The organism is Sphingobium sp. IP1, from assembly GCF_002708645.1.
Classification (GTDB): Bacteria; Pseudomonadota; Alphaproteobacteria; order Sphingomonadales; family Sphingomonadaceae; genus Sphingobium; species Sphingobium yanoikuyae.
In genome coordinates, this window is record NZ_NOIW01000002.1 from 106,552 (window position 1) to 132,776 (window position 26,225).

Sequence of the window (26,225 nt, forward strand, 5' to 3'; positions counted from 1 at the left end):
CATGAGCTGGGCGATCGTCGACATCGAGAATTTCTATTGCTCGGCCGAGCGGGTCTTCGATCCAACGCTGCGCAATGTGCCGCTGATAGTGTTATCGAATGGGGATGGCTGCGCCATCGCAAGATCAGCTGAAGCCAAGGCTCTTCACATTTCCATGGGGGCACCCATGTTCAAGATACGCGACATCGTGAAGCGTCATGGCGTACAATATCGATCGAGTTCCTATGAACTCTACTCGGACATGAACCGTCGTTTCAATATGGTTCTGTCCGAGTTTAGCGATACCGTCGAGATATATTCAATCGATGAGTCGTTCTTTCGCTTGCCACTTCTACCTTCTGGCCTTGGCGATGTTGAGCAAGCTCAGCGCATCCGCGCAACCATTAAACAGCATGTCGGCCTCCCAACCCGGATCGGACTTGGCCCGACACGGACGCTGAGCAAAGTCGCCAATGCTCTGGCGAAGGCGTCAGAGAAGGTATGGAACGGTGTCATCGACCTTCACGACGAGGGCCTTCGCCGGCGCATGTTCGCCGAATGGCCGGTCGAGGAAGTATGGGGCATCGGCAAAGCCATGGCGAAGCGCCTGCACCCATTAGGCATCCGCACAACAGCCGATCTTGCAGCGATGCCCCCCGATGTTGCCCGCGACGTCGGTACTGTCGTGCTCGAGCGCCTGGTGCGAGAGTTGAACGGCGTGGAGTGCAGCGACTTCCAGCCAGAGCCTGAAGCACTGAAGTCCACTGCGGTCACGCGGACGTTCGGAGATCCGGTCCGCGATCGTGAGGTGCTGCGCGAAGCGATGGTAAGACGGGCAGTACGCGCAGCCGAAAAGATCCGCGCTCAGAAACTTCAGGCTTGCAGGTTGATTGCGTTCGCGCACGGCAGCCGGTTCAAGCCTAATGCTCCATCGGCGTCTAAAGTCGCCCGAATGTCACCCTCGACAAACGATCCTCGCGTGATCGCCGGCACCGCGGCGCGCATGGCCGAAGCAATGTTTGAGCAGGGCGCGGTCTACAGTAAGTGCGGCGTCATGCTAGAAGGGTTGGAGCCGGAGTCCGGCGCACAGCAGGATCTCTTTGCCTCACCTGATCCACGCTCACCAGCCTTGCTGGCCGCGCTCGACGGTATCAATGACAGATTCGGCCGCAATACGCTGCGCCTCGCATCTGAAGGTATGGGCGCCAAGTCATACGATACCAAGCGCACCTTCAAAAGCCCGTCATGGACGACGCGCATCGACCAAGTGCCAGTTGCTCGCTAAAGGCGGCGCGACGCCAGTGATCTGCGAGAACGCTTAACTCATTGCGGAGCGAGCCAGATCAGGACCATCGTAAGCGATGCACAGAACAGGGACAGCCAGATGGCAATCTGGCTGTAGATGTGCAGCGCTACCCCAATCCAGGAATATCGACGCCGTAAGATAGCTCCGCTGCCAACTGCAATAAAGAAAGCAGCGGTGACCGGCGGCGTGATGGAAGGGGAGTGTTGCAGCGTCGCCTCCACTAGCGGAAGTAGGCCCAGCGCTGACACGATTAGCCAAGAGAATCCAAGCGTGCAGTAGCATACTGGATCATTGATCACTTCTGAGGAAGTGGTGTCAGGCTTCAAGGTTGCCAATTTTGCGCCTTTGTGAGATTCATGGCTTGAAGGAACAGGCCATGAGTATGATCGATCTAAATCTATATAGTGCGACCTCAAGCCGTGAAGAGGGGCCATTGATCACTTATGATCTAAGTGCCCATGATCGTGTGATTGAACCCTACGCGGACGAAGAGGGGAATGAAACCCTTGGTGGTCAAATCGGTTATGCAATTGCATATCTACTCATGGTCGCATTTATTATTTTCGGATTTGTATTTAGATAACTATTCTCTCAGTTTTGGGTCGTTGAAAAATCCCTTGTCCAAATCTTGATTGACAGAGGTTTGGACAGCGGCCCCTTTACCGACATAGCCTTGGCGCAAGACGCGCTTCGCTTCCCCGATAGCCTCCACTTCCTGCCTACCAGCCTCGATCTTTGCGCCCACATCCCCAGGCACGGCGGGGCCCGATAGGGTCGGTACGCTTCCAAGACCGTGCGGTTGGTAATGAGCACGAACGTCACTAGCATCCGGGATTTCTGAAGCAGGATCGACCTCATTCAGCGGCGATGCAACTATCTGCGGACCGACCGTTTCCCAAATGGCCTGACTGCGCTCGTCCAGGAAGCGCGAGATCATTGCGTCTCTGACTTGCCGCTCCTGTGCGGTGAAAGTCGTTTGGTGCAACTCAGGAGCAATCCCTGGAGGCATGCGGCCAGCTTCCTGACGATACCATTGCGCAAGTTCCTGACTTAGGTTCTCGCTGAATTGCATATTATGACTCTCAGCATAGCTGATATCATTGGAAAGCTGCTCGGCCAACTCATTGAGATGACGCATTCTGTTATCATGAGAATATGCGTCAGTTAGTGAATCTTCGCTTGCTACATAGCGGCTATTAGACATGGACGAGCGTGCAAACGAGCCGCCGCGATTATAGGAACCATCGGTCGCGCTATAGTTTTCTCCGTTTGCGTGATCGTTGCGAATGCCGTCACTAGACTGAGAGGAGTCTTCGCTTGTTACTGCTCTGCCCGAGGCATGTTTCAAATCCCAGGTTTGATTAGCAGTCCAGGTTTTCGATCCACTGACTCCAGGGAGAGAGTCCGCAACCTTACCAAGAATACCCTTCTTACCGCGGCCTGCGGCTGCGCCCGTGCCTGCACTGTCGCTTTGGGCTGCGCCCTGACCCTTGCGACCACCGTTACCTCCAAGGCCCGCATTAAAGCCACCACTTACGCCGTCAATTTCCTGAGAGCCACGAGCATAGCTGTTATCAACCCGCAGCGTATCTGAGACACCCGATCGAGTTTCAATTCCATCGTGAACAGCATGAGATGTACGATCGGACAATTCATGGTTCGTACCAGATTGAGTGCCACTTGCACTTTCGGAACCTCGCGTGGTTTCCGCAGAAGTATTTGTGCCGGACCTGTTTGAATGGGCCGCAGTTACTGTGTGTCCGTAGCTTTCTTCCTCGCTCTGAGCTGCGCGACGAACGGCACTAAGTTGCTCACGCATTTCAGCAACGCGGGTACTGTTCATGGTCGCACCGAACGCCAACTTCGACATCGCCCCCGACGTATCAGTGACGATCGACCCGTCAGCTTGGTAGGTCTCAGTCGCACCATTGGCCATGCGGTTCGTGAACGACGACGCGCCCGTCGAAAACGTAGGCGCGTCAGACCACTGATTGCTCTGACGCATGTTCGACGTCAGGTTCGCGAAGCTCGTATTCCCGTAGGAATAATTGCCGGTAGTCTGCTCGACGGCCGCTGCTTCGGCCGCGTTCTGCGCCGGCGCAAGGATCGAGGTCGCCTGCCCAGAAATGCTCATGGCACCGCGAGCCAGACCCGCAGCAATGAAGGGTACGCTCATAAGCATGAAACCCGCGATCGTCGCAGTCTCGGCATTCACCGCGCCGATCCCGGCGTAGCTGGATAGCGTGAGCCCGCCCGCGGAGACCGCGTTTGAAGCGCTCTCCGCCCGCGTCATGCAGATCATATGAAGGATGACGTAAAGCGGACCCCAGGCAGCGAGGTAGAAGAACCCCGTCACATAACCCTTGAGCGCCTGTACCCCGGTCTGGGGCATCAGAAACAGCGGAAAGATCACCGGGAACATGGCGTAGAAGACAACAGTCAGCACGATATTGAGGATCGGCACCCACGACATCGCCTGCTGGGCAATCGAGTTGTATGTGTTGCGCGCCTGAATGTCGGCGCGGGTTGTCGCAAAGGCGTCCATCGAGGCGCCGCCGGTGCTCCCGCCCATAGCGTCGCGGGCCTGCATGAAGGCATTGATGGCGCTATTCTGCCGCATCGACGAGGTATAGTCGCTGGATGACCCGGTGAAGGTCTGGTTCACGATCGGGACGTCTTGCCGCAGCTTCGCAGCCGCAGCCGTCTCACTGAGGTTCGTGTAGGTCTGACGGCCCCAAAGCGGCGTCGACGCATCGATGATGGTGTTCCACTGCCCTGTCAGCGCCTGATAGGCGGCCTGACAGGTGATGATGGTATTGCTTACGGAGCCACCACCGTCGCGCTCAAGCCAAACCTGCGACCTGGCCGGAGATCCGGGGCCGATGGACGCCCAGAGGTCGGTGCTGCTTGCGAGATCCGTAAGGGATTTGAAATTCAGGAGCACATCGCCGAACACGCAATTCTTGTAATGGTTCTGCAGGTTAGTCGCGAACTCGGCATCACGGATCTGGAAGTTGCGAGTCGCGTCAAACAGGCGCGATCCGTAGATCATGCCGTTGTTGGAATAATTGAGCTGGCTCGGCATCGTGAAGACGGTCTCGGCCGTCCGGGTCAGCCAATCGCCCACTTGGCTGGAGAAACTGGCGATCACGCCAAGTCCAAGCGGCACGTTGGCGACCGTAGCGGGGGCGAGGGAAGGGTTGATCCGGTCCGTCACTTTGACGTCGACGGTCGGAACCATCAGGCAGGAATAGATCAGCGTCGAGCCAAGGAACCAGTTCATCCAAACGCGGAAATTCAGCGTGAACGCCACGGAGAGCAGGGCATAGATAAGGCCAATTACCATGACGACCTTGATGAGCGATCCATAGCCGCCGCCACCTGTCCAAGCCGCCACGGCATTGAACGTGTTGACGATGTACTCCCCGCCACCAATCGTGAAGACCTCGACCATGCCTGTTTCCTACCCGCTTAGTTGAGACCCTGGACGTTAAGGCCGCGTGAGAAATTCAGCGCGGCCGCCATCCCCGGCGACATTGCGTTCTGCAGCGTCGATTCCAGCGCGATCGACTTATTGATGAGCGCGATCGAGATATTCAGCGTGTTCTTCACCTTCACATCACGCTCGGCATACTTGGAACGCGCCTCGCCGAGTTGCTTGCGCCACGTCTCGGCAGTTGCCTGATCCGCTGGCTGAAAATGGACCTGCGATTGCGTGACCCTGTCGAGCATATTCTCGATCATTGAACTCAGGAGATTGACGGCCACGATCTCCGCGAGGGCATCGGACTCGCTTTCGCTGAAGCTGCCGTGGGCCATGGCCTCGACAGCAAGCAACTTATAGAGCGGCACGGTAGTCAGCGACAAAAGCTGCTGCTCGGCCGACGAAAGTGCAGCATCGGTGCGGATCTTGTCGCGCATCGAGGTGATCATGCCCTTGATGCGCGGTCGCAGCGCCACGTTGGTCGGAATCGACAGGTTCTGCTCAGAAACCTGAAGGCACTTGTCATCATCGGTGCAGGTTAGGATCTTCGCCGTATTCCCGGTCTGCGTACCATCCAGAAGCGCTGTCACCACAGCATCCTCGGCAGGCCCGATATACTGGATCGAGGCCGGATTGCTGCCCTCAGCCTTGTTGACGATGATCGTCCCGACGACGGTCATCAGGTATTCGGAAAACTCGGCGTCGAAAGCGCCGAACTTCTGAGACCGCTTCAGGGCCTCCCAGGTGTAATTGCGCGGCTCTCCCGGAATATGCTCATTCATGGTGGCGTCGCTGTTATTGGCGAGCACAGAGTCGATCTGCCCGTCAGCGCCGCAGCCCTGCCGCGAGCGCGCCCAATCCGAAAATACGCCCTGGCTGTTGCCGACGGCCGCGCAGATTGTCGAGCGCGCGCCCTGCATCTGGGGCCATACAGCTCCGACCAGACCCTGCGCCGCCTCGCACGACGAGATGTTCATCTGGTTCATCTGCTGGGCCGCCTGCTGAAACTCGCCCATGATCTTGCCGATCTCGGGTGAGACGCTGTCGATTGCCAGCTTGAACGCGAAGCCAAGCGCATTGTTGGCCGTGGCCTTGAGCATGGCCACCATTTCGGCAGCGTTGATGAAAGAAAAAGACCCGGTGAACAGGTCGATGCCCCCACATCCCGCACGAGCGCTTGGCAATTGCAGGTTAAAGGGTGACACGCTCTTTTGCGGAAAGCGCGTCCATGCGTTGCCGAGCGAATAGTAACCCGCCGACTGCCCCTGATAGGCGGTCGGACCCGTCACGTTCGCGGCGCCACCAGCATCGTTGAAGAACGAGTTCATCGAGCTGGCGACATCAGCACGCGCGATGCCGATCGGCACCATGCTGGCGGCCCCAAGGCTCAGGGCAGCGGCGGCAAGCCGCCGACGAAAGGCGCGGAAGCGGGAGGAGGGAAGGGCCTTGCCGCAAGGGGAGGGGGAAACGTCGACCATCAGTAGTCACTCCCGACCTTGGTGTTGGTGAGCATGAAGATCCGATCCATGATTTCGTCGGCCGAGAGGATGCCGAAACCGATGGGCACGGTCTTCTTGGTGGCGGTATCGAACAGGACCAGCGCAGGCGTCGCGTTAGGCACGCCCATGCGCTCACGCTGGCCGGAATCGACCACGTAATTCGGGAAGTCCTTGCTCGGTCCACCATCAGTCGAGACGGCCATCACAGCCAAACCATGAGATTCTGCAACCGAACGCAGGATAGGCGCGAAGATTTCGCAGGCACCGCAGCTCTGCGCGAAGAAGTAGAACATGCCATAGCGCTGGCCGAGGTGAGAGAGCACCTGGCTGCGATCGGAAGTGCGGTTGTCGGTCCACGCCCGCTTGGCAACCGTCGAGACTGGCCGCTGCAGCGTGTAGTCGATGTCGGGGTTCTGCCACAGGGCGCGCTGCCAGGTGTCGGAGAAGGTGGAGGCGCGATCGAGCTGCTCACGCTGGAAGCGGACATAGGCGATCACGTTTTCCTCGCTAGGCTCGAGGATCGCGCGCGCCTTCAGTTCGTCCAGTTGCTTGGCGATCGCCGCGATCCGCTCACTGGCGGACTGCGCCGGCTCGGCCGTCTTCTGCTCGCTCGGCTTAGGCTTTGGACGCTCGCAATAGAACCACTGGCCCAGCTTACGCTCGCGGCAGTAGAAATCGTCATCGCCTTCGCCTGCCGCGAGCGCATCGTCAGCGGCAAGAGCCGGCACCGGCAGGGCAGGCGCCAGAGCCAGTAGAATGGCGCCAAGGCGGGCAATGCGGCCGCGGCCGCGGATTTCCAGAGCATTACGCTTATAGCTAGTCATCGACAGAGTGCTCCCCATCCAGTTCCTGCATCGCGATGCCCAGGACGGACATCATCCGGGCCACATCGAGCATGCTCGTGCCCTGATCCATCATCCGCACCAGACCGCGCAGATGCGCGCGGCCGTGCCGACGGCCCTCGATCGTTGGTCGGACACCGCCAGTTTTCCTCTCGAGCCATCCACGCCCGATCATCGCGCGAAACCGCTGCTCGATCTCGAAGGCGTCGAAGTGGCAATCGAACCAGTGCCCCAGCGTCGCAGATACCTCGCCGGCAGACGTGACCTTGATGGCGCGATGAACCCGCATGAAGATCGCAAGGTCGAGAACACTCATATCGATCAGGCATGGCACATTCGTCCCAACGCCACCGGCGTCATTGGCTGGTGTGGATGTCATAGTAGTCCTGGATCTTGTCCTGGATTTCGCTCAGCGTGCTGACCTCGTCGGGCAGCTTGGCGGCATCCACGAACTCGGAATAAACCTCGGTGAAGTCCATCACGGACAGATCGAGGCGCGAAAACTCGTCGATGGTGAAGCCCTGACACTGCTCCTTCTTGGGCTTGCCCCACGGCTTGTTGAGCTGGATGCGGCCCTGCTCCTGAAGGATGCGCGAGAGCTTGCTCTCAAAGCAGCAATAGGCCGTGCGCTTGGTCTTGCAGATGCCCAGCACGCTCGATGAGCAATAGGTGCCAACCTTGTGGCAGAAACCCATGCGATCCTTGATGTCGAGCATCTTTTCGTCGGTGGAGCACAGGAACATCGTGAGGAACGGCGTCGCTAGCGCGGCGATCGCGGTCGGCCCACCGGCAATGGCGGCAGCACCGGCGCCGGCGGTCAGAAGGCCCGACGTCTTGCCCGCACAGCAATTGACCAGACCGAAGACTGGCTTGTGGCAGGTGTCGCGTTCACCGGAGAAGACCGTGAAATTCTCCTCGTCGAACTCTTCACCTGCCTGACCCAGCGCATGCAGCGCGACCAGAGCATCCTTGAACTCGGTCGAGGCTTCACGCTCGATCGTCTCGCAATCGCCATTGATGCAGTAGACGTCATTGCCGCAGACATACTGCTTGGGATCGTCGGTTGCCGTGGTCGGCACCGGGCAGCGATAGACCTTCTGGCTGACCTTGCAGGCGCCAGGGGTGTAATCGGGATCGTCCTCGTCATCGATGCACTCGTCGCGAACGTAGCTGCATTCAGGCTTGTCATCGAGTTCCCCGCAGTCGTTGCCCTGCGTGATCTCGTTGCAGGTATAATTCGTCTGCCACGCCCAGCAGGGCTGCGTTACCGGCACGCCGTTGATGATGCGGGTCTGCGGATCACTGTCGGTGCAAACCTCAGCGCTTTGCGCCACGCATTGCGCATTGTTCTCGAGCGCCGTGCAGCCGTTGACCTTGTTTGTCGAAATGACAGGCGCCGCATTGTCGACCCTGAACCAGTGCTGCCCGGTTGTGCGCGAAATCACCGGATATGTTCCGGAGAAGATAGTGTTGCCCTTAACGCTGGCCTGGACCGAACACTCCATCACCTGAAGGAGCTGGTTGCCAAAATCCTTGTTGCAGCTTCCTGCCGCGGTCGACCCATACTCGGCCATCGTGCCGCAGTACGACGCCGTCCCGACCGCCTTGCAGGTTCCCGCGGCGATTTCGTCGGCCATACTGTCCGGGTCAACGTAAGGCCCGATGGTCGACATATGATAGTAGTAGAGGGTCCGGTTCTCGACCGAGACATTCAGCGTCGATGTGCAGGTGCGCGGCACCTCGTCGAGCTTGGACCCATAATTGCAGGTCGCCTCGTAATAGCTGACATTCCCGCCACCGGGAGGCAGCGGGGTGCAGCTTCCCGCCTGTCCGCCCATCTGTTCGCCCTGCAGATAGGTGTCAGGGTTTGCCTCAATCTCGGTCGCGCGCCGCGTTGTATCAAGGATCTCCTGCGCGTCGAACTGCGGCCGCGTATCATTGGCGTCGGTCGTCACCGAAAACGCCTCATTGCTGCTCGCCTGCGCGCCGGCATCAGCCACGAGCTTGTCGGGATCGTCGAAGTAGCTGCTCTGCGGCAGATCGGTCCCCTGATAGCCGGGCACCTGATCGCGCATGGTTTCGCTCGGCACCAATGCGTCATTGGCACGCATGTCCGTTGCGAAGTTCTTCCCGTCCTCCTTGGCCTCCTGCACCGTGCTCTGCGCGAGCACTGCGCCGGCGCCCGCGAACGCGATCGGCAGGATCAGAGAAAGGGCGAAACGGCGCATCTTAGCTGGCCTTGCCCATGTTGCGCAGCGCCACCGAGGCGACGCCGGCACCCGGACCATGCCCATCAACGAAGGACTCGAGCACATAGTTGACCGAGACGTTGCCGGTCATGCGATCGTGCGGCGGCACCACCGTCTTGCAGTTGAGGCCCGCGCACAGATCGAAGTCGGACGATACCGCGATATAAGTCGGCACCGCCTTCACGTCGAAAGCGCGGAAGAGCCGGGGATCGATCCCGACGTTGGAAAGCTGATCCTGCTCCGTAACCACCTTGGAGAGCGCGGTCGTGAACGCCTTCAGGGAGTTGTTGGGGAAACCCCGGAAGACGATGATACCACCGGCCTTCGACGTGTCCGCGATCATCTGGCGGAGCGCCTTGGGCGGCATGGACAGGCTCGCGAAGACGATGAATTGCGGCGCATCACCCTTCTTGGCCGCCACGTTCTGCGAGGCGCCCTGGATGATCTCGTCGAAGTCGAACGGGCCTTCGCCGTTCATCGGCAGATCCGCTTTCGCCAGATCGGTCAGGCTATCGGTGCCCTGTTGCTGGACGGCCAGGGCCTCCTCGCGGAAGGCTTCGCCGCGGCCCTTGACGTGATCGGCAAAGGTCTGGGCATCCTCCTGCATCGCGGCCGCGCGCTTACGCACGGCCTCAAGGTCGAGGCCGTCGATATTCTGGGCGATAGCCTGGATGCCGGCGACCGCCGAAATACCGGCTATGGCGGCAATCACGATGGTTCTGCGTCGCATCGGATATGTCTCCTAGAGCACACAACAGTTACGCTTGCGCCAGACGAGGTAGCCCATGTCCTCGCCCTGGACGGGGTAGGAGCGGCCAGTCTGGGGCGGCAAAGTCGAAGCACCGATCGGCGAACAACCCATCTTCCCGCTCACTGTCGGGATCGGATTGGTCATCTGGATGCGGTACTGCTGTTTCTTGAGCACCGGCATCAGGTACTTGTCGCACATGCCCTTGCTGCCCATCGTGCCCCAAGCGAGGCCCTGACGGTGCATCTTGAAAGCGAAGCGGGAGAGGGCGAGGCGCGATGCCTGCACATGGCCGATCGAGGACGAGATGTTGCCGTTCATCGGGTACATCGAGCCCTGACAACCGGCGCACCAGAACGTCACATCGAGCGGGAGGCGGGCGGTCGCGGCGATGCAGTCACCGGCGCAGGCAGCCTTGGCGATCGGATTGGCGAAGATCACGACCTCGGGATTGATGATCGTGGTCAGCGTGTCGTCCTGCCAGAGCGGGTCGACTTCGGTCATGTAGGCAATGTCGAACGATGCCTGCTCGAAGCAAAGGAAGTCCGTCAGGATCTCCATCCAGTAGAGGAGGGGATAGACGTACCAATGGACGTGCCACTTGGACGTGTTCTGCGCCTGGCCGCCGACCTGCGAAGGGCCCGTGAACTGGCCCTGGCCGATGTCGAAGCCCGGCGCGATCTTCATGCCGCCAAGGTTCACGAAGCACCACGGCTTCACCGAGACGTCAGCGAGGCGAACCGGCTCCCAGAAGCCCGCTGCGATGCCGATGCGCGGAATCGGGCTGCCACAGGCGCAGATCGGAAGGCTGGGATTGTTCGTATCGGGGCGCGTGCTCGGCCAAATGCTCAGGCCACCGATCGAAAGCGGGAACAGGCATGACCAGCAAACATCCGTGATCGGGTTCACGAACTTGCCGGTGCATCGCGACTGCGCCTGCGCCGATGGGGCGAGCATGGCCGAAGCGAAGAACATCGCGAAGATCGCGATGAGGCAGCGCAGCGATTTCATGATGCCGTCTCCTGAGACGTCGCCGCATCAAGCCAGGCCTGATCGGCACGGTTCTTCCGAACCACATAGAAAGCCGTGTAGACGGCCGTCGAAATCAGAAGCGCGGCGATGCCAATCGGCGCGAAACGGCCAATGATTGCCGTCAGCGGCGAGACGAACGCCACGGTCAGGGCGCACAGGATGCACAGCACCTGAAAGGTACGGCGCATGGTCTTGAGCCTCGGCGTCTCTGGCGCTGCCATCGGCGTTCTCAGCAAGTCGAGCCACAGCGGCATCAGCTTGCCCCCTTCAGCTTGATCTCGGAGACCTTGATGACCTTGCCATCCTGCTCGGCCACTGCCGGCGTGTGGCGCACCCCGAACTTGCCGGTCAGGCGGCCCTCCTGGTCGAAGTAGAAGCGGCGCTTGCGCGCGGTCATCTCCTCGATCGGCGAGCCCGACACGAGAATGATCTTGGCCTTCAGGTCGGAATACTGGCTGGTCGCCCATTCCATCTGCGCCTTGTCGTCACCATCGACGAAGACGAGGGCCTGATGCATGGCCACGAAATCCAGCGGGTTCACCGTCTGCCCTGCGCGGGCGACATAGTTGCCCTTCTGGTCCTTCACGTCCTTCTCGATGACGATCGTTGGATCGAAGGCCCAAACCCGCGCCTGCGTTGCCGGCGTGATGCCCGCAACCGGCGTCGGACGACGAACCTTGGCCTCGGCCCGCCGAGCGAACTCGGCATTCATCCGGTCGATGCCGCCAGATGCCTGCAGCTTGGTCAGGCGCTGCTCGATCACCGAGAGAAGATCGGTCTCGATGATCGGGAACGTCTGGCCGACGACGCCGTGATCGCTTGCCTGTCCCGCCGACGAGAACGTCAGGGCACAAAGGAGAATGAGCGAGCCGTTTTCGAAAAGACGCTTCACAGGATCGCCTCCCCGACACCGACGATCTTCTTCGCGCAGGCGTAGCCGATCGCGGCATAACGGCTGTCGAACCCATCCTTGTGCGGCGTTCCGACATAGTAGCAGCCGCGCGGGATAGTGCCGGTAGGGCCCGCAGCAAGCGGCTCTCCGAACCGGGTCAGGGGCTTCATGCGGCCGACAACGCGGCCGTTTACCAGAACCTCTGCCCCGCGGTGCGCCACGGTATCACCCGGCATGCCGTAGACGATCTTGCCGAACATCTGCTTCTTCGCGCCGAAATGACGGATCACCAGCGGATCTGCAGGCGGCACGAAGAAGACGTACTGACCGCGCTGCGGCGTCGCCGTCTTGTGGATCACGAAGGCCCAATTGGGCAGCGATTCAGAGGTGTTGATCAGCAGCCCATGGGTGTCGCGCCAATCGCAGATGGCGGAATAGGCGATGCTGCCGGCGATGAAGAGGCCGAGCGCGCCCCACAGGCGCTTGTTCGGCCGCCAGCCTTTGGGCTTGTCCCCGATCGTCAGACCGTCACTGACCGCCTGCGCCATACGGCCCTCCAAAGCTAGAGGGATCGACCATCGGTGCCGCCGCCGCTGAAGCCTGTTCAGGCATCGGCCCGAATGCCGAGGGGGCAGCAGCAGCCTGCGGCGGCGCCGGCCTTACAGGCACCTGCGGAATGGGCCCTTCCGCTCCGCTCTGCATGACCTCCTCTGCGGAGGCGGGCTTTGGCCGCTTCACGCCCGAGGCATAGACGGCCTTCATCACATGCGGAGTAATGTCCTCGACGCCCTTGGAAAGCACCGCTTCCCCGACAAGGATGACCTGGCCCGATGCACTGCGCCGCTGCAGCTCGCCATCGAGCGAAGCCATGAACCTGCGCATTTCCGCTTCGACTTCCTGGGGCGGACTGGCGCTGCGGGCCTGCGCCTGCACATAGTCACCGACAATGGCCGACAGGTTGGCCTTCACGATCTTCTGCGGCGGCTCCATGATCGCGCGCGTCACCCACATGCCCCAGATCAGCATGACGATGATCGCCAGTCCCACCACCAACTGGCCTGCCGTGTAACCGGCAAAGACCGTCTTACGCGGCTTTGCGACCGCAATCGCCGGGCCAGCAGGAGCAGCTGCAGAAGAGGGGGAGGGCGCAGCTGCAGCTTCGCCAAGAGCCTCGCTCTCTGCCTCCATCGAGTTATTCCAGGTCGGTTCGCTCATGCGCCTTGCTCCAGGCTCAAAGTGTCGCGCGGCACGATCGCGTGCCGGCGAAAAAAGACGATCACACCGGCGACAACGAGGTGCAGCACGGCGACGAGAACTTTGAAATCAGCGATGCGGGTCGCTTCGGCCGCGACGTAGCGGCTCGAGAGATTGGCCAGCTGGTGCATCATGCCATCGAGGCTGAACCCGCCGATCGCGACGAAGAACAGGACGAAGGCGCCCCAGGTCATCAGCAGTGTCACGGCGAGAAAACCGACCGTGTGAAGCAGCACGAACAGAAGGAACCGAAGACCGGCTCCGCCTTCCTGCCGAGCCTTACGTTGCACGCTGATGCTGGCCATGTCGCTTACTCCGCTGCGATGGGAACAGCGTCGTCGCCGCCCCACTTTTCAGGGTTGTTGGGGAATGCGACCCGCTCGATCGCCTCATCCATGGAAACTCCATGACCGAGCAGATCGTGGATCATCGCAAAGGTCTTGGGCGAGGACGAGAAGACAGTCGCGGAATAGGGATCGAGGACGAGCCTACCCGTTGCCTGCATGTCAGGCCCCTTGATGAACACATCCGAATATTCGATGCCGCTACGCTTGAGCGAGCGGACCAGCGCATCGGTGTGATCGTCCATGTCAAAACGGCCGAGCCGCTTGAAGTCGTTGATCGTCTCCTCCTTCTGCGCGAGGATGACCGACCAGTCGCTGTTCTCCAGCGCCGCGCGCGATCCGTCGGACTTGTAGTAGTCGTTGAGGCTCTGGGTGGCCGTCACCAGCGAGGCCCCATACTTGCGGCAGGTACGGGCATAGGCTTCGATGAAATCTGCCATCGAACCGCCCTTGAGCATCTGCCACGCTTCATCGAGCAGCAGGGCTTTCGGGATCGAGCGATCGACACGGCGCATCATCTGCGACGCCATGAACATGATCGCGGTCAGCACCACCGAGCGCAGTTCCTCGCGTGAGGACAGGTCCGACAGTTCGAACACCGTCAGGTTCGCCTTCAGCTCGAAGGAGACATCGCCCTGGAAGAAGCGACCATAGGTGCCGCTGGAAGAAAAGGGGCGCATGGCGATGCCGAGATCAACACCGAGCGGATTCCCGGTCTCGGTCAGCGCTGCGATCACATCGTCGATCGATCCGCCGCGACCTTTCGCACTCCAGACCTCGTTGACCGCTCCGTCGATCAGGCCGCGCTCGGTGTCATTGAGCTTGTCGACGTGCCGGGCCATCTGGTTGACGATGGACTTGAGCATCGCGAAGCAGTCCATGAGGTAGTCCTCATCCTGCTCCGCCATCTCGGCGTCGATCATCGAGAAGGGGTTGATGCAGAACCCCGAGGACATGGTGAACTCGACGAAGGCACCGCCTTGCAGCTTGGCTGAATGCTCAAACGAGCGGCCATCGTCGATTACCACCACCTTGGCGCCGGCACCGCACAGGGCAGAGCACAGTTCCTGCAGCGCCACCGACTTGCCCGAGCCGGACTTGCCGAACACCGCGACGTTGTGGTTGCCCGAATTGTTCTCAAAGGGCGACCAGAAGAAGGGCTGCCCGCGCCGCCCGATCAGCATGAGATGCGGGACTTCGCTACCCAGATATTCCCCCTGGATCGGGGCGAGGCTCGCCGCCGTCGTCGTCAGGATCGAGCGAAATCGTTTCATGTTCTTGAGATCGAACGAGAGCCCATTGGCCATCGTCATCGGCATCGCGGCGAGAAGGCCCTGGATTTGGAGATAGCGATCGTCAAGCAGATCCCATCCGGCTGCCCGGTACACCGATTTCAGAACGCGCTCGTTGGCATCGCCTTTGCCCTTGGGCGAAAAGGACGTGACCGAGTAGAACGCCTGGATCAGCTTGCGGCCCTGCCGAAGCTCATCCTTCACGAACTCCCATTCGCGCGATTGTTCCTTCAGCTGGGGAAGCATGCGCGCCGACTTGGAATCAGCAAGGCTGGTCGTGCGCATGAACTTGCGCGAAGCACGCATGCTCGAGGCTTCTGCGTCAGGGAAATCGAGACACAGGTTCGTCGACACAGGGCAGGGCATGCGCAGCTTGTCAGCAAACATATCGCCGATCAGCTTAGCCATGTCCCACGGCGCCCAGCGCTGCGGTAGGTTGCGCACCGAGAAGGATCGCACGTCGAATACGTCAGGGTAGATTTCCCCGATCTCGGGCGCATCATCGACAGTCTTGCCGGTGGGTCGGAACCGCTCGGTGCGCAGCAGGATGCGATCAGGCTCGATCTTCATCTCCAGATCGTGCCGCACAGCCTGGTCTGCGATCGGATCGAATGGGTTGTAGATGATGTTGTCATCGCCCGGTGCCGTCGTGGGCGAGGTAATATCGTCGATCCACGCAATCAGCGCCTGCGGGTCCATCGGGCGCGCATAAATGCCTATCGATTCCAGCGAGGACGTGAGCCCTTCCAGAACCGAGACGATTTCCTCGTTCGTTACCCGGCTCGATTCCGGCGTAGCATAGGAAATCGCGAGGCGATGATTGCGCAGATGGAAGGGGGCGGCCGACGACAGCGAGTTCCAGACGCCATCGAGCAGGTACTCGGTGCGATGCTTGGCCATACGCTCGTAAACGCTGCCAGCCATGAACCGGGGCAGATACCATTGCGACAGGCGCGTACCGACACGCGGGCTCATCCAGCCATGGAACTGGAGCGTTCCCGGCGTCGGGATGCCTTCAGACAGAAACTGCGTCAGAATTTCCGAGGTGCGCTCGTTCGCCCCCATCATCGGTGTCGCCTCGAGGACGAAACCCCGCGACGCGCTGTTGTAGAACAGATGTGTCTTCGGATCATAGCTGCGATAGGGCAGCCAGTGGACGAGGCGGGGGACGGTTGTATCGGGCCGGTTGGTTTCAGGCTTGGCGTTGTCACCAAGCAGCGTGCCCATGATCTTGCTGAACATATTCATGGCTGCACTCCCGGAAACGAGCCAGCGCGCATCACTGGCAGCGGACTGGCATCCTTCGCGGCCGCCTTGGCTTCAGGCGCAGCCCGGCCAAGCGCCGAGCGGATCGCCGGATCAGCCTCAACAGCGGCAATCGCGGCCTTGCCCTTCGCGGTCGCATGCTGGGGCACCGAGATCATCGGTCCAGCAGCCACACCATCGGCGCCCGCGCCGCCTTTGACGACGGGAGCAGAAGACGCGGATGTGAGGGGGGTGGCAGGCGCCTGCGCGACAGGCTTGGGCTCGGTCTGGCGCTGGGGTTGAGGTAGGGGGGTAGGGGAGGGCGTGGAAGCCGCAACCGGCTTTGCGGTCGCCGGCTTCGCTGCCCTTGGCCTGCGCGGCGAGGTCAGGGTACGCGAGACCTGATCCTTGATGTCTCCGACCGGATCGGGCGACTGAACTTCGCCGCCATTACCAGCAGCCCGTGCCATGGCGACGGCTTCCGGCGTCGGCAGATCAGGATCTACCGCCAGCGTCTCGATCATCGGCGGTTCTGCGCGCTCGACAGCAGCGAGGAGGGTATCACGCCCTGCAGACGCCGCCACTTCATCGGGCGTTTGCGCTACGGCATTACCGGCCAGGGCCTCGGTCCACTCGCCCCGCTCGACGACCGCATGAACCGCCGACTGTTCATGAAGCCTGCCTGAAGCGTCGATCTGCGCCGGAAAGACGATGCGAAGCACCCGCTCGCGCGTGCGTACCGGCGAGCTGGCCTTCTGGTAGCCACGCCCTTCCGCTGGCGGTTCCACATAGGGACCGGCAGGCGCGATTATGCGATCGCCTTCCTCGCCCGAGATCATGGCGAGAGCGCGATCGTCGATGTTACCGCTTGGCGCGCAGATCCCGTCCGGCGCGCGACATGCGAAATCGCCCTTCACATTGCCGCCCAGCGACATGCACCCTGAGAGGCTGGCGCTGGCCAGCAGCACGCCGGCAAGGCCGATGCGCCCCCGGATCACGACTGGCCTCCCTTGAGCCAGTTCTCAAGGAACTCCTTGGGCCTGTAACCCTCGAGCACGCTGCCATCGTCGCGAACGATGACGGGCGTACCGCCCAGACCATGCTTGCGGGCAAACGCCTCGTTGGCATCCAGACCCTTGGTGTTGCAGGGGCCGGTGCCCTTGATGTCCTGCCCGGAATAGGCGGCATGAAGCGCCTTGGCCTTGTCCTTCGCGCAGTAGACCTTGTCGGCAATGTCGCGGCTCCCCAGAACCGAGATCGGCCGCTCGACGACGCGCACGTTCATCGAGGAGAGCGTGTTGCTCAAGGCACGGCAGTAGCTGCAGCGAAAATCGCTGAATACCGTGACCGTCTTGCCCGACGAATTGCCCCAGACGATCGCGCCCTCCTTGGGCAGTTCGCCAAGCGGGAGCTTCTGGAGAGGGGCCGCAGCGGCGGCTTTGGCGGCTGCAGCGGGCCGTGCTGCAAGCGCGGGCTCATTGTCCTCGGCGCCAGCAGCATTGGCCTTGGCCGATGCTCCCAGCAACATATCCGGGTTCATCTCGAGCAGGCGGGTTGCCGTCAGATCCTGGCGCGTCTCCATGTCATAGACGCGGCCGATCACCAGATAGCGCGCGGTGCGGTCGATGTAGAACAGGTTGCTGCCGGCAGTGACTTCGCACAGGCCATCGACCTTGTCGCAATTGACGCTCGTGACCTTGGTCTTGGGAAGGCGCGCTTTCAGCAATTCGGCCACGCTTTTGCTCGGCGGCGCGATGTAATCACGCGCATAGGCCAGCGTGGCGATCCCACCTCCAACAAAAGCGAGCCCGCAGGTGACATAGAGGAATGCGCTACGCATCCACGGGCGCTTCAGCTCGGTGTCCAGGTCAGGAACGACGCTTTGGGCACTGCCATCATGATGTTCAGTTGCGGACATAGACACCCTCCAGGAAGACGATTTCGACATCGACGCCGGTCGGCATTTCGATGACAGGCTGGTACTGTTCGGCACGCTCGATCAGGTACTTGCTGACCATGTCGCCGGTCTGCGAGACGCCCTCGCCAAGGCCGCCTTTCGCGATGTCGCCCATCGACAAATCCTGGCGCTTGCCATCGACGATGACGTTGGGCTGCGTCAGGGCGTTGTTGGAGTTGGCCGCAAAGCCGCGACCGAAGCCGCCGACGAGACCGGCAATGAACGCCTGGCTGACAAGGCTGCCCTCGCGGCTGACGACACGGCCACGAACACCCGTCTTGCCGCCGAAGGCGATGAAGCCCTTGACCTCGGAGACGGCGTAGCGACCGCCCGGCTGCGGGCAGGTCATCTTCTGCAGCTTGACGTAAACCTTCTCGCTCGACAACTCGCCCCGCGCAGCGCCGTTGATGAGGCAACCCTGAATCTTCGTCGTCAGGAGCTTGCCATTCTGCAGCACCGACCGCGCAGGGCCGGTAACGCGCAGGACAACCGGAAGCGGATCGGTCTGGCTCTGCACGCCTGCGGCGGCATCGACGCCGACAATCACCTTGGCCGTCGCGAAGCTGTTGGGCGGCAGATAGTTCGGGCTATCGGTGTAGACCGTGTTGCCCTTCTCGACCTTCTTGGCGTTGCCCGTGTCGGCGTTGGTGAAGGACACCATTTTGACTTCGCTGGACCGGACGGGGGGCACATCCGGCCCAGCGCCGCCACCAGCGTCAGGACGCTGATAGGTAGGGGAGCCCGGGCCGTAGAGAGCGGCGGGACCGGGCTGCGGCGCCACTGGCGTCGCCCGCTCATTGATCTGACGGCGCAGCTGCTCATTCTCGGTCTGGTAGGCGCTGACGACGCGCTGGCCATCAGCGGTCATCGACTGGTTCTGCGCGCGTAGCGCCTCGATCTGCTCGGAGAGTTGCGCGACCTTGGCGTTGGTGCCCCCGACCGACTTGAGCTGGTTCTCCTGGCTCTGGAAGCGGTTCTCCGACTGCGCCATCCACTCCTGCTCGGAAAGGTTGCGGTTGATCAGATCCTTGGTCGAAACCTGGACGTCCTCGATCTTGTCGTCGGCCTGTCCTGCGACCTTCCCGTTGTCCGAGAAGATCCACATGCTGGCCGCGACGACGCCGACCAGCGCAACACCGCTCAGAAGCATGCGCTGCTTGCGGCGCGTCTCGGTGTTGCCGTCGAGCTCATTGCCGACAGGCAAAACGCCCTCACCGCCCTCGGGGCCATCGAGCGATTTACGCGAGCGCGAGAAGATACCCTTCAAGTCCATGGCTCAGTTCCCGGTGCGAGAGACAAGGTACGCGGTCGTGACCTTGCCGGGCGCAAGGCGCGGCTCGGCGATCGAAACCGCTAGCGAGGAAGCCGGCGCGACGCTGGCCTCGGTAAGGGTCGTTTCCTGCGCGCCCTTGTTCTCGATCCGCAGGACGCGGCCCGTCATTTCCGAGCCGCGATATTCCGCGATCATCTGGACCTTGAGGTCGCCCACGTAGACGGGGCGCAGTGAGCGCTGACGCATCTCGTAGCCGTCGACGATCTGACCACCGTACATCGCCTGCACCAACTCAATCGCCCGATCCTGCGAACTGGCTTGCTGGACGCCCCGTGGCCCGGCCTCGGCGGCATCGGCCTTGGCGATCGCCGGGTTCGAGATGAAAACCTGCACCGCCTGGTCGCCTGCGATCCGGCAGATGAACTTGTAGACGTAGCCGCGCTTGGAGGTCGCGAAGAACGACAGGGCAGGGCGGGCGAAGCCGTCTGGCACCGACAGGTAGATGTCACCGCGCACCGGCTCGTTGACCACGCTGAAGTCGTCTGCCGGATTGCCGGTGTTGATCTTCGAGACCGACGCGAACTCGTCTTCGACAAGGCTGATCCGGGTGAGGTCGCGCGCCGAGGCGCTGCATTCGACCTGGCTGCCGTCCGAGGCCATCAGTGTCTGGTCGCCCAGCGCCAAGGCAGGCGCCGAAATACCCATTGCCGATGCAGCAATGAGCAACGCGCCCGTCGTGCGGGTCACAATGCACATGCGCGAACACAGCGCGGCGCCGGCGATGGCCGAGCCGATCAGGTATTGGGTGGGTGTCATGACAGCCCGCCTTTCTTCTTTTCAGGCTGGACCATCCCGAAGCCGATCAGCTTCAGGGAGAGCCCCGAATATTCCCAGCTGAACTGGAAGGTGCGAATGTCGCTGGAGACAACCTTTTGGCCGACCACCGTGTTGAGCTTGCCGGTGACGGTCGATCGCAGGTTCGCGGTATCGATCTCCATCGACTGGATCTGGAAATACTGCGAGATGCTCGAGCCGCGCTGTTCGTTGACGATCTCCAGCAGGTCCGCCTTGATCTTGCCCTGCGCGCGCGGCGAAACGATCTCGAGCACCGACTTCATCCAGTAATCCAGACTGCCCGGCGAGCGATCCAGCGTCAGGATTGCGGTGTCGCGGGTCATCAGCTCCAGATACTCGCGCGAGACGCCCGCACTCGACAGCGTCAGCGGCGAGCGCAGGACGGGCTGGAGCACGATCTCGCGGCTGCGCGTGACTGAGAAGAGGAGCAGCAGGGCGACGATGCCTGCAAGAACGAGCGCAGTGACCCCGAGCATATTACGCTGGCGCAGGATGCGTTGGCTCTGCGCGTGCTGATACGAAAATTCCATGTCAGCCCACCATCAGTCGGAGGTAGGAAGGCGGCGTGGCGCGCAGCGACGGGAACCCGCCCGGCAGATGCCAGTACGCAAGATGGATCAACCACGAAGTGGCCCGGCCCGCCTTGGCTTTACGCAAAGCCCACCAGCCCAGGAAGGCAAAGCCAATCCCGATGACGATGTGTTGGGACAGGATTCCCCAGATAAACGGGAGAACCATCGCGAGGAACTCATCAAGCGTCCAGAAGCCGATCAACTCGGGATCATCGAGATGAGAGGGGATCACATACTTGTCGGCTGCCATGCCACGCCACCTTCCAAAAGGTGCCGGCGAAGCTGCTACTTCGCCGGCAGTCGGGTCAGATCGTGGCGGTGACGGTCGAGGTGACGATCGGGATGCCGGTGCCGGCGCCGACGCCGACGCCGACCGGGATCGCGACCTGGCCGAGGCTGAAACGGCCCGAAGCAAGACCGACGATACCGCCCGCAAGCGAGAGCACCGTGATGATCTTGCCGCCCGAACCTTCGAGGAAGCCGGTGAACTGAGTCAGCGCGGTGTCGAAGGTGGTGTCGGCGCCGGCGAATGCCGGGCCGGCGAAAGCAACGGCAGCAGCGGCGAGGCCGATGACTGCAGCTGCGGTGGCTTCACGGCTCACGCCGCGGTTGAGCAGGGTCTTCATATAAGAGTCTCCTTCAATCGAGCGCATTTCAGCGCGCCCAAGAGAAGGCTGGCGAACACCTCACCGCACCGACAAGCCGGAAAAGCAGGAACATGCTTGGGGACTGGACGTTCTTTTCCGACAAGGCCGAAATGACCCTCCGAATCGCCCCCCTGGTCCCATATCGGGGACTGCTGTCCTGCTACCGGGACCGCTGTCCCCCATTCAGGACGGCTGTCCTGCTACCGGGACCACGGTCCCAACTCCGGGACCACGGTCCTGCTACCGGGACCACGGTCCTGCTACCGGGACCACGGTCCTGCTACCGGGACCACGGTCCTACCACCGGGACCACCGTCCTGAATGGGGGACAACGCACCTTCGAAGGGTTTCAGCGTCGCATAAGTGCTTCACTGTTGAGCATAATCTCCACAACCCACATGGATCGTTGGAAATTCTGCAATCTATCATATCGTACAAGATTGGGGAGCAGCGGGATGGCTGATTCGTGTGGGGGTCGGTAAGTAAATATGTCAGATGATCAAAACACATATCGAATGGATGTGTCAGAATACTACTTCCGCCTAACTACGGAGTGCATTCGCCTGCATTCTAACAGTTGCCGCAAGCATTCATCATTTGGCGATATGATAAATGATCGCGCGGAACTTGCTGATTCTGTGACGAAACGGCGGGCGCCTCAGCACATAATTAAGCATCTTCAAATGATCCCTAGTAAGGGCGGGATTCCCCTTGAGGTTGAAATTCTGGAATCAAGTTCAGGAAAAATAAATAGGTCAACGAAGGTCATTGAGGATGTCATTGGAAGTTCTATTGAATTTGCGGACGCTCTTTCGGTAATCATGTTTGACTTCATGGTTGAGGCCAACAGGACAGAAGTTCTATTAAAGATTGGTCTTACATCAGAAGAAGCCGGAGAATATCGCAAATTACTCAAGCACGGGGCGCCCGGAGTAAAATCAATTAACTGACGGAATATAATTATTTCCCTGATATTGCGCCTTCGCTCTTGCGAGGGGTTTGCAACGGCCAGTCCTTTCGGTATCCCTTAGCAGGCATTACCGGAGGATTGGCGATGGGGGCACCAAGTTTTGAGACGGACCAGCTCACTGAAAGCCAGGTCCAATCATTTGGTTTCGTTGACTATGTCTTGTGCCGAATGAAGCAGGACGGGCTACAGTACCGCGATCTGGCACTTAAAATCGGCTTATCAAAAACCCGAACCCATAACGTGTTCCACCCGGAACCCAGCAAGCGTCGGCCCTTGTATGTGCATGAGTTCCGAGCAGTAGCAGCTGCACTGGACCTCTCACCACTCGAAGCCGCACTTGTCAGCGACCTTTATAGCGGGGCGGGCGACGCCAACGAAGGCGTTGAATCCCAGATCAAACTCTACTCAGGTGTCCTCAATCGCCTCCACGGCCATATGAAAGAGGTGGTCGAACGGCTTGGCGGCCTGGATTGGGATGATATTCGCCCCTCGCACGGCGAATGGATCATCGACCTGATTATCAGTGAGATCGAGTCAGCCTACGCAGACTTCGCGGTTCGCAAGGAAGTCCGTCTCAGAGACCGGGAAACCTTCTAACCAACCGAGGCCGATGGATGCAGCATCGACAGGCTGGAGGGTTTTCCGTGTCAAAGCACGAATCCTGAGTGATGATGTCGTGTGAGGTGTCCCTGACCATCCCTGGTTGTCCTCACACAACAAATGTTCGTGCTTTGACACGGAAAACTAAGGTGCGGAACAAAGCGAGATAGACATCGCCCTAGGCGCGAACCATGGTTCGATCGCTAACCGCTCAAGGCAATAGGTATGGAAATCCAGCAACGCGACCTCTTCGAACTCGACAGTCCGCTCTATGCGGACGTGCATGGCGAGCGGACCGTTGCGGAATTTCCCTTTTTCGCCCTCTCCAAACGGCCTCAAATGACCCCCATGGTCTTTGAAAATGGCTCTGCTCGGATAGAGATAAACCCCAGCAAAACCGGGGTTGCGACGATATACGACAAGGAAATCCTTCTATATATTGCCAGCCTCATGGCGGAACGCATGGAACGCGGCGAAAAAGTTGACCGCGTGATGAGTTTCACTGCGAATGATCTATTCCGCGTGACTAGCACAAACCCGTCCGCGCGCTCCTATGACATGCTCAAAGCCTCGCTGGCACGTCTTCAGGGCACCCAGATCATCACGAATATCGAAACCGGCGGGGAAGGTTCGGACAGCGCGTTCTCGTGGCTGCTGAAGGCCGATATAAAGTACATCAAGGCAAGCAACGGCGATCGCAGGGTCAAGAAAATCGAAGTGATGGTATGCGATTGGCTATATCGTGCCATCCTACAGGACAAGCGAATTGCCGCTTACCATTTGGGATTTTTCAAACTCGGCCCGATTGAACGGCGATTGTATGAGTTAGCCAAATTCAACTGCGTTGACGAAACGGGCTTTGAAATTGACATGGAAACTCTTGCTGAAAGAGTAGGATGCGCAACTGATAAGCGGGGACTTGAGCACTTCAAAAGGCAACTACGCGTCGTAGCTGAAGACCAGACTCTGCCGGAATATGAGGTTCGCCTAGCCGAAGAGAAAATACCGTCGGCTCGTGGTGGGCGACCAAAGATAAAGACGATCGTGTTGTTCTCGTCCATCCCAATCCCGCAATTGGACAATCAGACACTTCCATTGTTCGATTGATGCATGAGTATTGCAGCACAAGTCATACCTGATCTCTGCTTACTGCTTGAGGCACGAATACAGAACCCCATCAGAGGTTTTCCGTGTCAAAGCACGAATCGTCCGTCCCCCTGCAGCCGTCGACGAGATCCTCCCTCTCAGCAGGGTTTTCCGTGTCAAAGCACGAACTCTTCTTTGGGACCGGGGCGACCGGACTTGGCCTACGCTCGCCATCAGGTAGTTTTCCGTGTCAAAACACGAATTGTTCTGCGGAACGGGTGCAAGCGGACTCTGCCTACGATCATCGCAAGCACACTTTTCCGTGTCAAAGCACGAAAGAAAAATGAGTTTTCCGTGTCAAAGCACGAGTCAAACCGCTTTGGCTTCGACAGCGATGCAGCCATTCAATGAGAACCGATTCAATTGTCCTACGCGCATGCATCAGCTCTCGATCGCATGCTTACACTACAGCGAGGCAATGCCGCATCGGTGGTGAATTGTTTCTGAAGCAGGAGTTTTGGCTGTGACCAAATAAAGGAAAACCCGGCGCTAAGGCCGGGCATCCCATTTTCAGCGATCGAATTTCGATCGGGTATGTCAGCGGCGCCAACCGCTAACGGTCTACCAATACAAGACCCGACATAACCGACCCCGGTCCCCGATGCAAGGATGCGCGTTCTGCGCCACGGAACCTCTTTGCCTGGTCCAGCCTCCATCAAGGAGGATGACGATGGGGATCTATGCAGTCGGTGATACGGCACAAAGTGTGCTGTCCGGTGTCCCTGTGAATACGAAGAAGTCCCGTTCCGGCGCGAAGCATCGCACCGGCGCGCCTGTAAGGGCGGGCAGCCTCGAGGCGAACACTTTCGAAGAAACATTCTTTCAGGTGCCGAGCAAGGGTGAGCCTGATCGCATGCTGGCCACGGCCAGGTATGCACTCGATGCCGGCAGGAAGCTGTTGCGCGAGTACAAGGCGGGCCTACGCAGCCTCACTGCATCTGAACGGCTGCTCACGACCCTGACGGCCTCGGCTGTGCGCATCTACGAAGAGCTGACCAAGCTGGCGCGCCTGTGCGCCGGGAAGGTTTACCCCAGTTACGACCATCTTGTTGAGGCAACGGGTCTTGGCCGTTCGACTGTCAGGCGCGCTCTCGCCGTGCTGGAAGTCATCGGCTTCATCATCCGGCAGCGCCGGTTCAAACGGGTTGAAGCCGATGGTCCTGGACCTCGTTTCAAGCAGACTTCCAACGTCTACCGCATTCTAACGCCCAAGAGTGTGCATCGATATACGCCTCGCTGGATGCGCTCTGCACCACCCCCCGCCGACGATGACTGGCGCCGTTCGGATGAAGCCGAGCAGGTCAGCGCGATGGTTGCGTCCCTTTCATGCAAGGAATTTGCAAAGATGTCCGTGGGCGGCGTGCTCGGCGGCGTCCTTGCCCAGCTTGGCGCTGCAATGGACAATAAGGAAAACCGTGAACGCCAAGCATCAGCGAGGGCAAAGGTGGCCCTTTCATGTGCTTCATAGCGCGAGGTTCATTATGGTTCTCAACCGCAATGATATTATATTTATATAATGGAAAAAGGAGTTGGCCTAAGTCGGCCAACGCACCGATCTGACGATCCAAAGCCGCATAAACAGCTCACTCAAAAAACCCACTCACTAAACCGCGCCCTCAGGAGTGTCGGCTACGCCGCCACGTGCTCCCAGGGGGAGCATGCGACTTCTTCCGCCCTCTTTTCATGCCCTAGCGCTAAACGAAGGGTTGGAACGGCGCGAAATTCAAAGGGATCAGAATGACGATACCGCGACAGTGCGGCCTTTGGGCTCAGGCACGAAACGGGCCCGTTGCTGTACCGCGCCATATCCACGCAGCCGCGACCAATTATCGAGGATAGTCGCGACGTAACCCTGCGTTTCCCTGATCCGCGGAACAGCCCCGCCCTTAACCCGGCCCGGCCCGGCGTTATAGGCCCAGTCGGCCCCAAGCTGCGATTTTGGCCAAGTCGGAGAACGTTTTGGGAACGTGGCATTCGGTATTGACGATGGAAATCATAGAAGAGGACAGTTCGCTCCATCATAGGGAGTGGGTTGATGG

27 protein-coding genes are annotated in these 26,225 nt (G+C 60.1%); 6 read left to right on the top strand and 21 right to left on the bottom strand.

Features of this window, described 5'->3' with window-relative positions; translation table 11 throughout:
• Position 1 precedes the first annotated feature (1 nt).
• Positions 2-1,264 carry a Y-family DNA polymerase gene (locus CG471_RS01340; protein WP_062069318.1) on the top strand — a complete coding sequence of 421 codons (1,263 nt, stop codon included), beginning with the start codon at positions 2-4 and terminating at the stop codon, positions 1,262-1,264.
• A 38-nt stretch (positions 1,265-1,302) separates the two neighbouring features.
• Here the strand turns inward: CG471_RS01340 and CG471_RS01345 are convergent, their stop codons facing one another.
• Positions 1,303-1,620, bottom strand: a complete 318-nt coding sequence (locus CG471_RS01345) for a hypothetical protein (RefSeq protein ID WP_257211385.1) — start codon at positions 1,618-1,620, stop codon at positions 1,303-1,305.
• A 41-nt stretch (positions 1,621-1,661) separates the two neighbouring features.
• Here CG471_RS01345 and CG471_RS01350 point away from each other — a divergent pair, with 41 nt between their 5' ends.
• A complete protein-coding gene (locus CG471_RS01350) occupies positions 1,662-1,868 on the top strand; it encodes a hypothetical protein (protein WP_062069321.1) in 207 nt (68 codons plus the stop codon).
• Here the strand turns inward: CG471_RS01350 and CG471_RS01355 are convergent, their stop codons facing one another.
• The 20 genes from CG471_RS01355 to CG471_RS01450 form a co-directional block, all read right to left on the bottom strand.
• Positions 1,869-4,739, bottom strand: coding sequence for a conjugal transfer protein TraG N-terminal domain-containing protein (locus tag CG471_RS01355; RefSeq protein ID WP_062069324.1), 2,871 nt, complete (start codon positions 4,737-4,739; stop codon positions 1,869-1,871).
• Positions 4,740-4,756: 17 nt separating this feature from the next.
• Positions 4,757-6,247 (bottom strand): conjugal transfer protein TraH, encoded by a 1,491-nt coding sequence (locus CG471_RS01360; protein WP_373562037.1) that lies wholly within the window; start codon positions 6,245-6,247, stop codon positions 4,757-4,759.
• The gene (locus CG471_RS01365) at positions 6,247-7,092 is read right to left on the bottom strand and encodes a conjugal transfer protein TraF (protein WP_180275588.1); all 846 of its coding nucleotides are present in this window, start codon (positions 7,090-7,092) and stop codon (positions 6,247-6,249) included. Before CG471_RS01365 ends, CG471_RS01360 begins: the two co-directional genes overlap by 1 nt.
• Positions 7,085-7,489 carry a hypothetical protein gene (locus CG471_RS01370; protein ID WP_062069327.1) on the bottom strand — a complete coding sequence of 135 codons (405 nt, stop codon included), beginning with the start codon at positions 7,487-7,489 and terminating at the stop codon, positions 7,085-7,087. The genes CG471_RS01365 and CG471_RS01370 overlap by 8 nt, the downstream gene beginning before the upstream one ends.
• Positions 7,467-9,338: a conjugal transfer protein TraN gene (locus CG471_RS01375; RefSeq protein WP_062069330.1), complete on the bottom strand. Its 1,872-nt coding sequence runs from the start codon at positions 9,336-9,338 to the stop codon at positions 7,467-7,469. Before CG471_RS01375 ends, CG471_RS01370 begins: the two co-directional genes overlap by 23 nt.
• Before the next feature lies 1 nt (position 9,339).
• On the bottom strand, positions 9,340-10,089 hold the full coding sequence (trbC, locus tag CG471_RS01380; protein ID WP_062069333.1) for a type-F conjugative transfer system pilin assembly protein TrbC: 750 nt from the start codon (positions 10,087-10,089) through the stop codon (positions 9,340-9,342).
• Positions 10,090-10,101: 12 nt separating this feature from the next.
• Entirely contained in the window at positions 10,102-11,118 is a 1,017-nt protein-coding gene (traU, locus tag CG471_RS01385; RefSeq protein ID WP_062069336.1) for a conjugal transfer pilus assembly protein TraU, read from the bottom strand.
• Positions 11,115-11,393, bottom strand: coding sequence for a hypothetical protein (locus CG471_RS01390; RefSeq protein WP_062069339.1), 279 nt, complete (start codon positions 11,391-11,393; stop codon positions 11,115-11,117). The genes traU and CG471_RS01390 overlap by 4 nt, the downstream gene beginning before the upstream one ends.
• Positions 11,393-12,031, bottom strand: a complete 639-nt coding sequence (gene traW, locus CG471_RS01395; RefSeq protein WP_062069342.1) for a type-F conjugative transfer system protein TraW — start codon at positions 12,029-12,031, stop codon at positions 11,393-11,395. The genes CG471_RS01390 and traW overlap by 1 nt, the downstream gene beginning before the upstream one ends.
• Positions 12,028-12,579 (bottom strand): S26 family signal peptidase, encoded by a 552-nt coding sequence (locus tag CG471_RS01400; protein ID WP_062069346.1) that lies wholly within the window; start codon positions 12,577-12,579, stop codon positions 12,028-12,030. Before CG471_RS01400 ends, traW begins: the two co-directional genes overlap by 4 nt.
• Positions 12,560-13,246, bottom strand: a complete 687-nt coding sequence (locus CG471_RS01405; RefSeq protein WP_231746502.1) for a type-F conjugative transfer system protein TrbI — start codon at positions 13,244-13,246, stop codon at positions 12,560-12,562. Before CG471_RS01405 ends, CG471_RS01400 begins: the two co-directional genes overlap by 20 nt.
• Positions 13,243-13,590 carry a hypothetical protein gene (locus CG471_RS01410; protein WP_062069349.1) on the bottom strand — a complete coding sequence of 116 codons (348 nt, stop codon included), beginning with the start codon at positions 13,588-13,590 and terminating at the stop codon, positions 13,243-13,245. Before CG471_RS01410 ends, CG471_RS01405 begins: the two co-directional genes overlap by 4 nt.
• Before the next feature lie 5 nt (positions 13,591-13,595).
• A complete protein-coding gene (gene traC / locus CG471_RS01415) occupies positions 13,596-16,148 on the bottom strand; it encodes a type IV secretion system protein TraC (RefSeq protein ID WP_373562038.1) in 2,553 nt (850 codons plus the stop codon).
• Positions 16,149-16,165: 17 nt separating this feature from the next.
• On the bottom strand, positions 16,166-17,164 hold the full coding sequence (locus CG471_RS01420) for a TraV family lipoprotein (protein ID WP_062069355.1): 999 nt from the start codon (positions 17,162-17,164) through the stop codon (positions 16,166-16,168).
• Positions 17,161-18,006, bottom strand: coding sequence for a DsbC family protein (locus CG471_RS01425; RefSeq protein ID WP_373562039.1), 846 nt, complete (start codon positions 18,004-18,006; stop codon positions 17,161-17,163). The genes CG471_RS01420 and CG471_RS01425 overlap by 4 nt, the downstream gene beginning before the upstream one ends.
• 64 nt (positions 18,007-18,070) lie before the next feature.
• Positions 18,071-19,396 (bottom strand): TraB/VirB10 family protein, encoded by a 1,326-nt coding sequence (locus tag CG471_RS01430; RefSeq protein ID WP_062069361.1) that lies wholly within the window; start codon positions 19,394-19,396, stop codon positions 18,071-18,073.
• Between the two features lie 3 nt (positions 19,397-19,399).
• Positions 19,400-20,212, bottom strand: coding sequence for a type-F conjugative transfer system secretin TraK (locus CG471_RS01435; protein WP_062069364.1), 813 nt, complete (start codon positions 20,210-20,212; stop codon positions 19,400-19,402).
• Positions 20,209-20,781, bottom strand: coding sequence for a type IV conjugative transfer system protein TraE (locus CG471_RS01440; protein WP_062069367.1), 573 nt, complete (start codon positions 20,779-20,781; stop codon positions 20,209-20,211). Before CG471_RS01440 ends, CG471_RS01435 begins: the two co-directional genes overlap by 4 nt.
• A 1-nt stretch (position 20,782) precedes the next feature.
• The gene (traL, locus tag CG471_RS01445; protein ID WP_008831575.1) at positions 20,783-21,073 is read right to left on the bottom strand and encodes a type IV conjugative transfer system protein TraL; all 291 of its coding nucleotides are present in this window, start codon (positions 21,071-21,073) and stop codon (positions 20,783-20,785) included.
• Positions 21,074-21,128: 55 nt separating this feature from the next.
• Positions 21,129-21,449 (bottom strand): hypothetical protein, encoded by a 321-nt coding sequence (locus tag CG471_RS01450; protein WP_008831576.1) that lies wholly within the window; start codon positions 21,447-21,449, stop codon positions 21,129-21,131.
• Positions 21,450-21,958: 509 nt separating this feature from the next.
• On the opposite strand from CG471_RS01450, the gene CG471_RS29990 reads away from it, so the two are divergent.
• The 4 genes from CG471_RS29990 (at position 21,959) to CG471_RS01465 (ending at position 25,654) form a co-directional block, all read left to right on the top strand.
• A complete protein-coding gene (locus CG471_RS29990; RefSeq protein WP_143560119.1) occupies positions 21,959-22,420 on the top strand; it encodes a hypothetical protein in 462 nt (153 codons plus the stop codon).
• 104 nt (positions 22,421-22,524) lie between these two features.
• Complete coding sequence (locus tag CG471_RS01455; RefSeq protein ID WP_062069051.1) at positions 22,525-23,037, top strand: hypothetical protein; 513 nt, start codon at positions 22,525-22,527, stop codon at positions 23,035-23,037.
• 228 nt (positions 23,038-23,265) lie between these two features.
• Positions 23,266-24,147 carry a replication initiator protein A gene (locus CG471_RS01460; RefSeq protein WP_062069053.1) on the top strand — a complete coding sequence of 294 codons (882 nt, stop codon included), beginning with the start codon at positions 23,266-23,268 and terminating at the stop codon, positions 24,145-24,147.
• Positions 24,148-24,856: 709 nt separating this feature from the next.
• Positions 24,857-25,654, top strand: a complete 798-nt coding sequence (locus CG471_RS01465; protein WP_231746503.1) for a helix-turn-helix domain-containing protein — start codon at positions 24,857-24,859, stop codon at positions 25,652-25,654.
• Positions 25,655-26,225 lie beyond the last annotated feature (571 nt).

Coding starts and splice junctions, on each gene's coding strand:
- CG471_RS01340 (WP_062069318.1), top strand. CDS start 2: ATGAGCTGGGCGATCGTCGACATCGAGAATTTCTATTGCTCGGCCGAG.
- CG471_RS01350 (WP_062069321.1), top strand. CDS start 1,662: ATGAGTATGATCGATCTAAATCTATATAGTGCGACCTCAAGCCGTGAA.
- CG471_RS01355 (WP_062069324.1), bottom strand. CDS start 4,739: ATGGTCGAGGTCTTCACGATTGGTGGCGGGGAGTACATCGTCAACACG.
- CG471_RS01360 (WP_373562037.1), bottom strand. CDS start 6,247: ATGGTCGACGTTTCCCCCTCCCCTTGCGGCAAGGCCCTTCCCTCCTCC.
- CG471_RS01365 (WP_180275588.1), bottom strand. CDS start 7,092: ATGACTAGCTATAAGCGTAATGCTCTGGAAATCCGCGGCCGCGGCCGC.
- CG471_RS01370 (WP_062069327.1), bottom strand. CDS start 7,489: ATGACATCCACACCAGCCAATGACGCCGGTGGCGTTGGGACGAATGTG.
- CG471_RS01375 (WP_062069330.1), bottom strand. CDS start 9,338: ATGCGCCGTTTCGCCCTTTCTCTGATCCTGCCGATCGCGTTCGCGGGC.
- trbC (WP_062069333.1), bottom strand. CDS start 10,089: ATGCGACGCAGAACCATCGTGATTGCCGCCATAGCCGGTATTTCGGCG.
- traU (WP_062069336.1), bottom strand. CDS start 11,118: ATGAAATCGCTGCGCTGCCTCATCGCGATCTTCGCGATGTTCTTCGCT.
- CG471_RS01390 (WP_062069339.1), bottom strand. CDS start 11,393: ATGCCGCTGTGGCTCGACTTGCTGAGAACGCCGATGGCAGCGCCAGAG.
- CG471_RS01400 (WP_062069346.1), bottom strand. CDS start 12,579: ATGGCGCAGGCGGTCAGTGACGGTCTGACGATCGGGGACAAGCCCAAA.
- CG471_RS01405 (WP_231746502.1), bottom strand. CDS start 13,246: ATGAGCGAACCGACCTGGAATAACTCGATGGAGGCAGAGAGCGAGGCT.
- CG471_RS01410 (WP_062069349.1), bottom strand. CDS start 13,590: ATGGCCAGCATCAGCGTGCAACGTAAGGCTCGGCAGGAAGGCGGAGCC.
- traC (WP_373562038.1), bottom strand. CDS start 16,148: ATGGGCACGCTGCTTGGTGACAACGCCAAGCCTGAAACCAACCGGCCC.
- CG471_RS01425 (WP_373562039.1), bottom strand. CDS start 18,006: ATGCGTAGCGCATTCCTCTATGTCACCTGCGGGCTCGCTTTTGTTGGA.
- CG471_RS01430 (WP_062069361.1), bottom strand. CDS start 19,396: ATGGACTTGAAGGGTATCTTCTCGCGCTCGCGTAAATCGCTCGATGGC.
- CG471_RS01435 (WP_062069364.1), bottom strand. CDS start 20,212: ATGACACCCACCCAATACCTGATCGGCTCGGCCATCGCCGGCGCCGCG.
- CG471_RS01440 (WP_062069367.1), bottom strand. CDS start 20,781: ATGGAATTTTCGTATCAGCACGCGCAGAGCCAACGCATCCTGCGCCAG.
- traL (WP_008831575.1), bottom strand. CDS start 21,073: ATGGCAGCCGACAAGTATGTGATCCCCTCTCATCTCGATGATCCCGAG.
- CG471_RS01450 (WP_008831576.1), bottom strand. CDS start 21,449: ATGAAGACCCTGCTCAACCGCGGCGTGAGCCGTGAAGCCACCGCAGCT.
- CG471_RS29990 (WP_143560119.1), top strand. CDS start 21,959: ATGTCAGATGATCAAAACACATATCGAATGGATGTGTCAGAATACTAC.
- CG471_RS01455 (WP_062069051.1), top strand. CDS start 22,525: ATGGGGGCACCAAGTTTTGAGACGGACCAGCTCACTGAAAGCCAGGTC.
- CG471_RS01460 (WP_062069053.1), top strand. CDS start 23,266: ATGGAAATCCAGCAACGCGACCTCTTCGAACTCGACAGTCCGCTCTAT.
- CG471_RS01465 (WP_231746503.1), top strand. CDS start 24,857: ATGGGGATCTATGCAGTCGGTGATACGGCACAAAGTGTGCTGTCCGGT.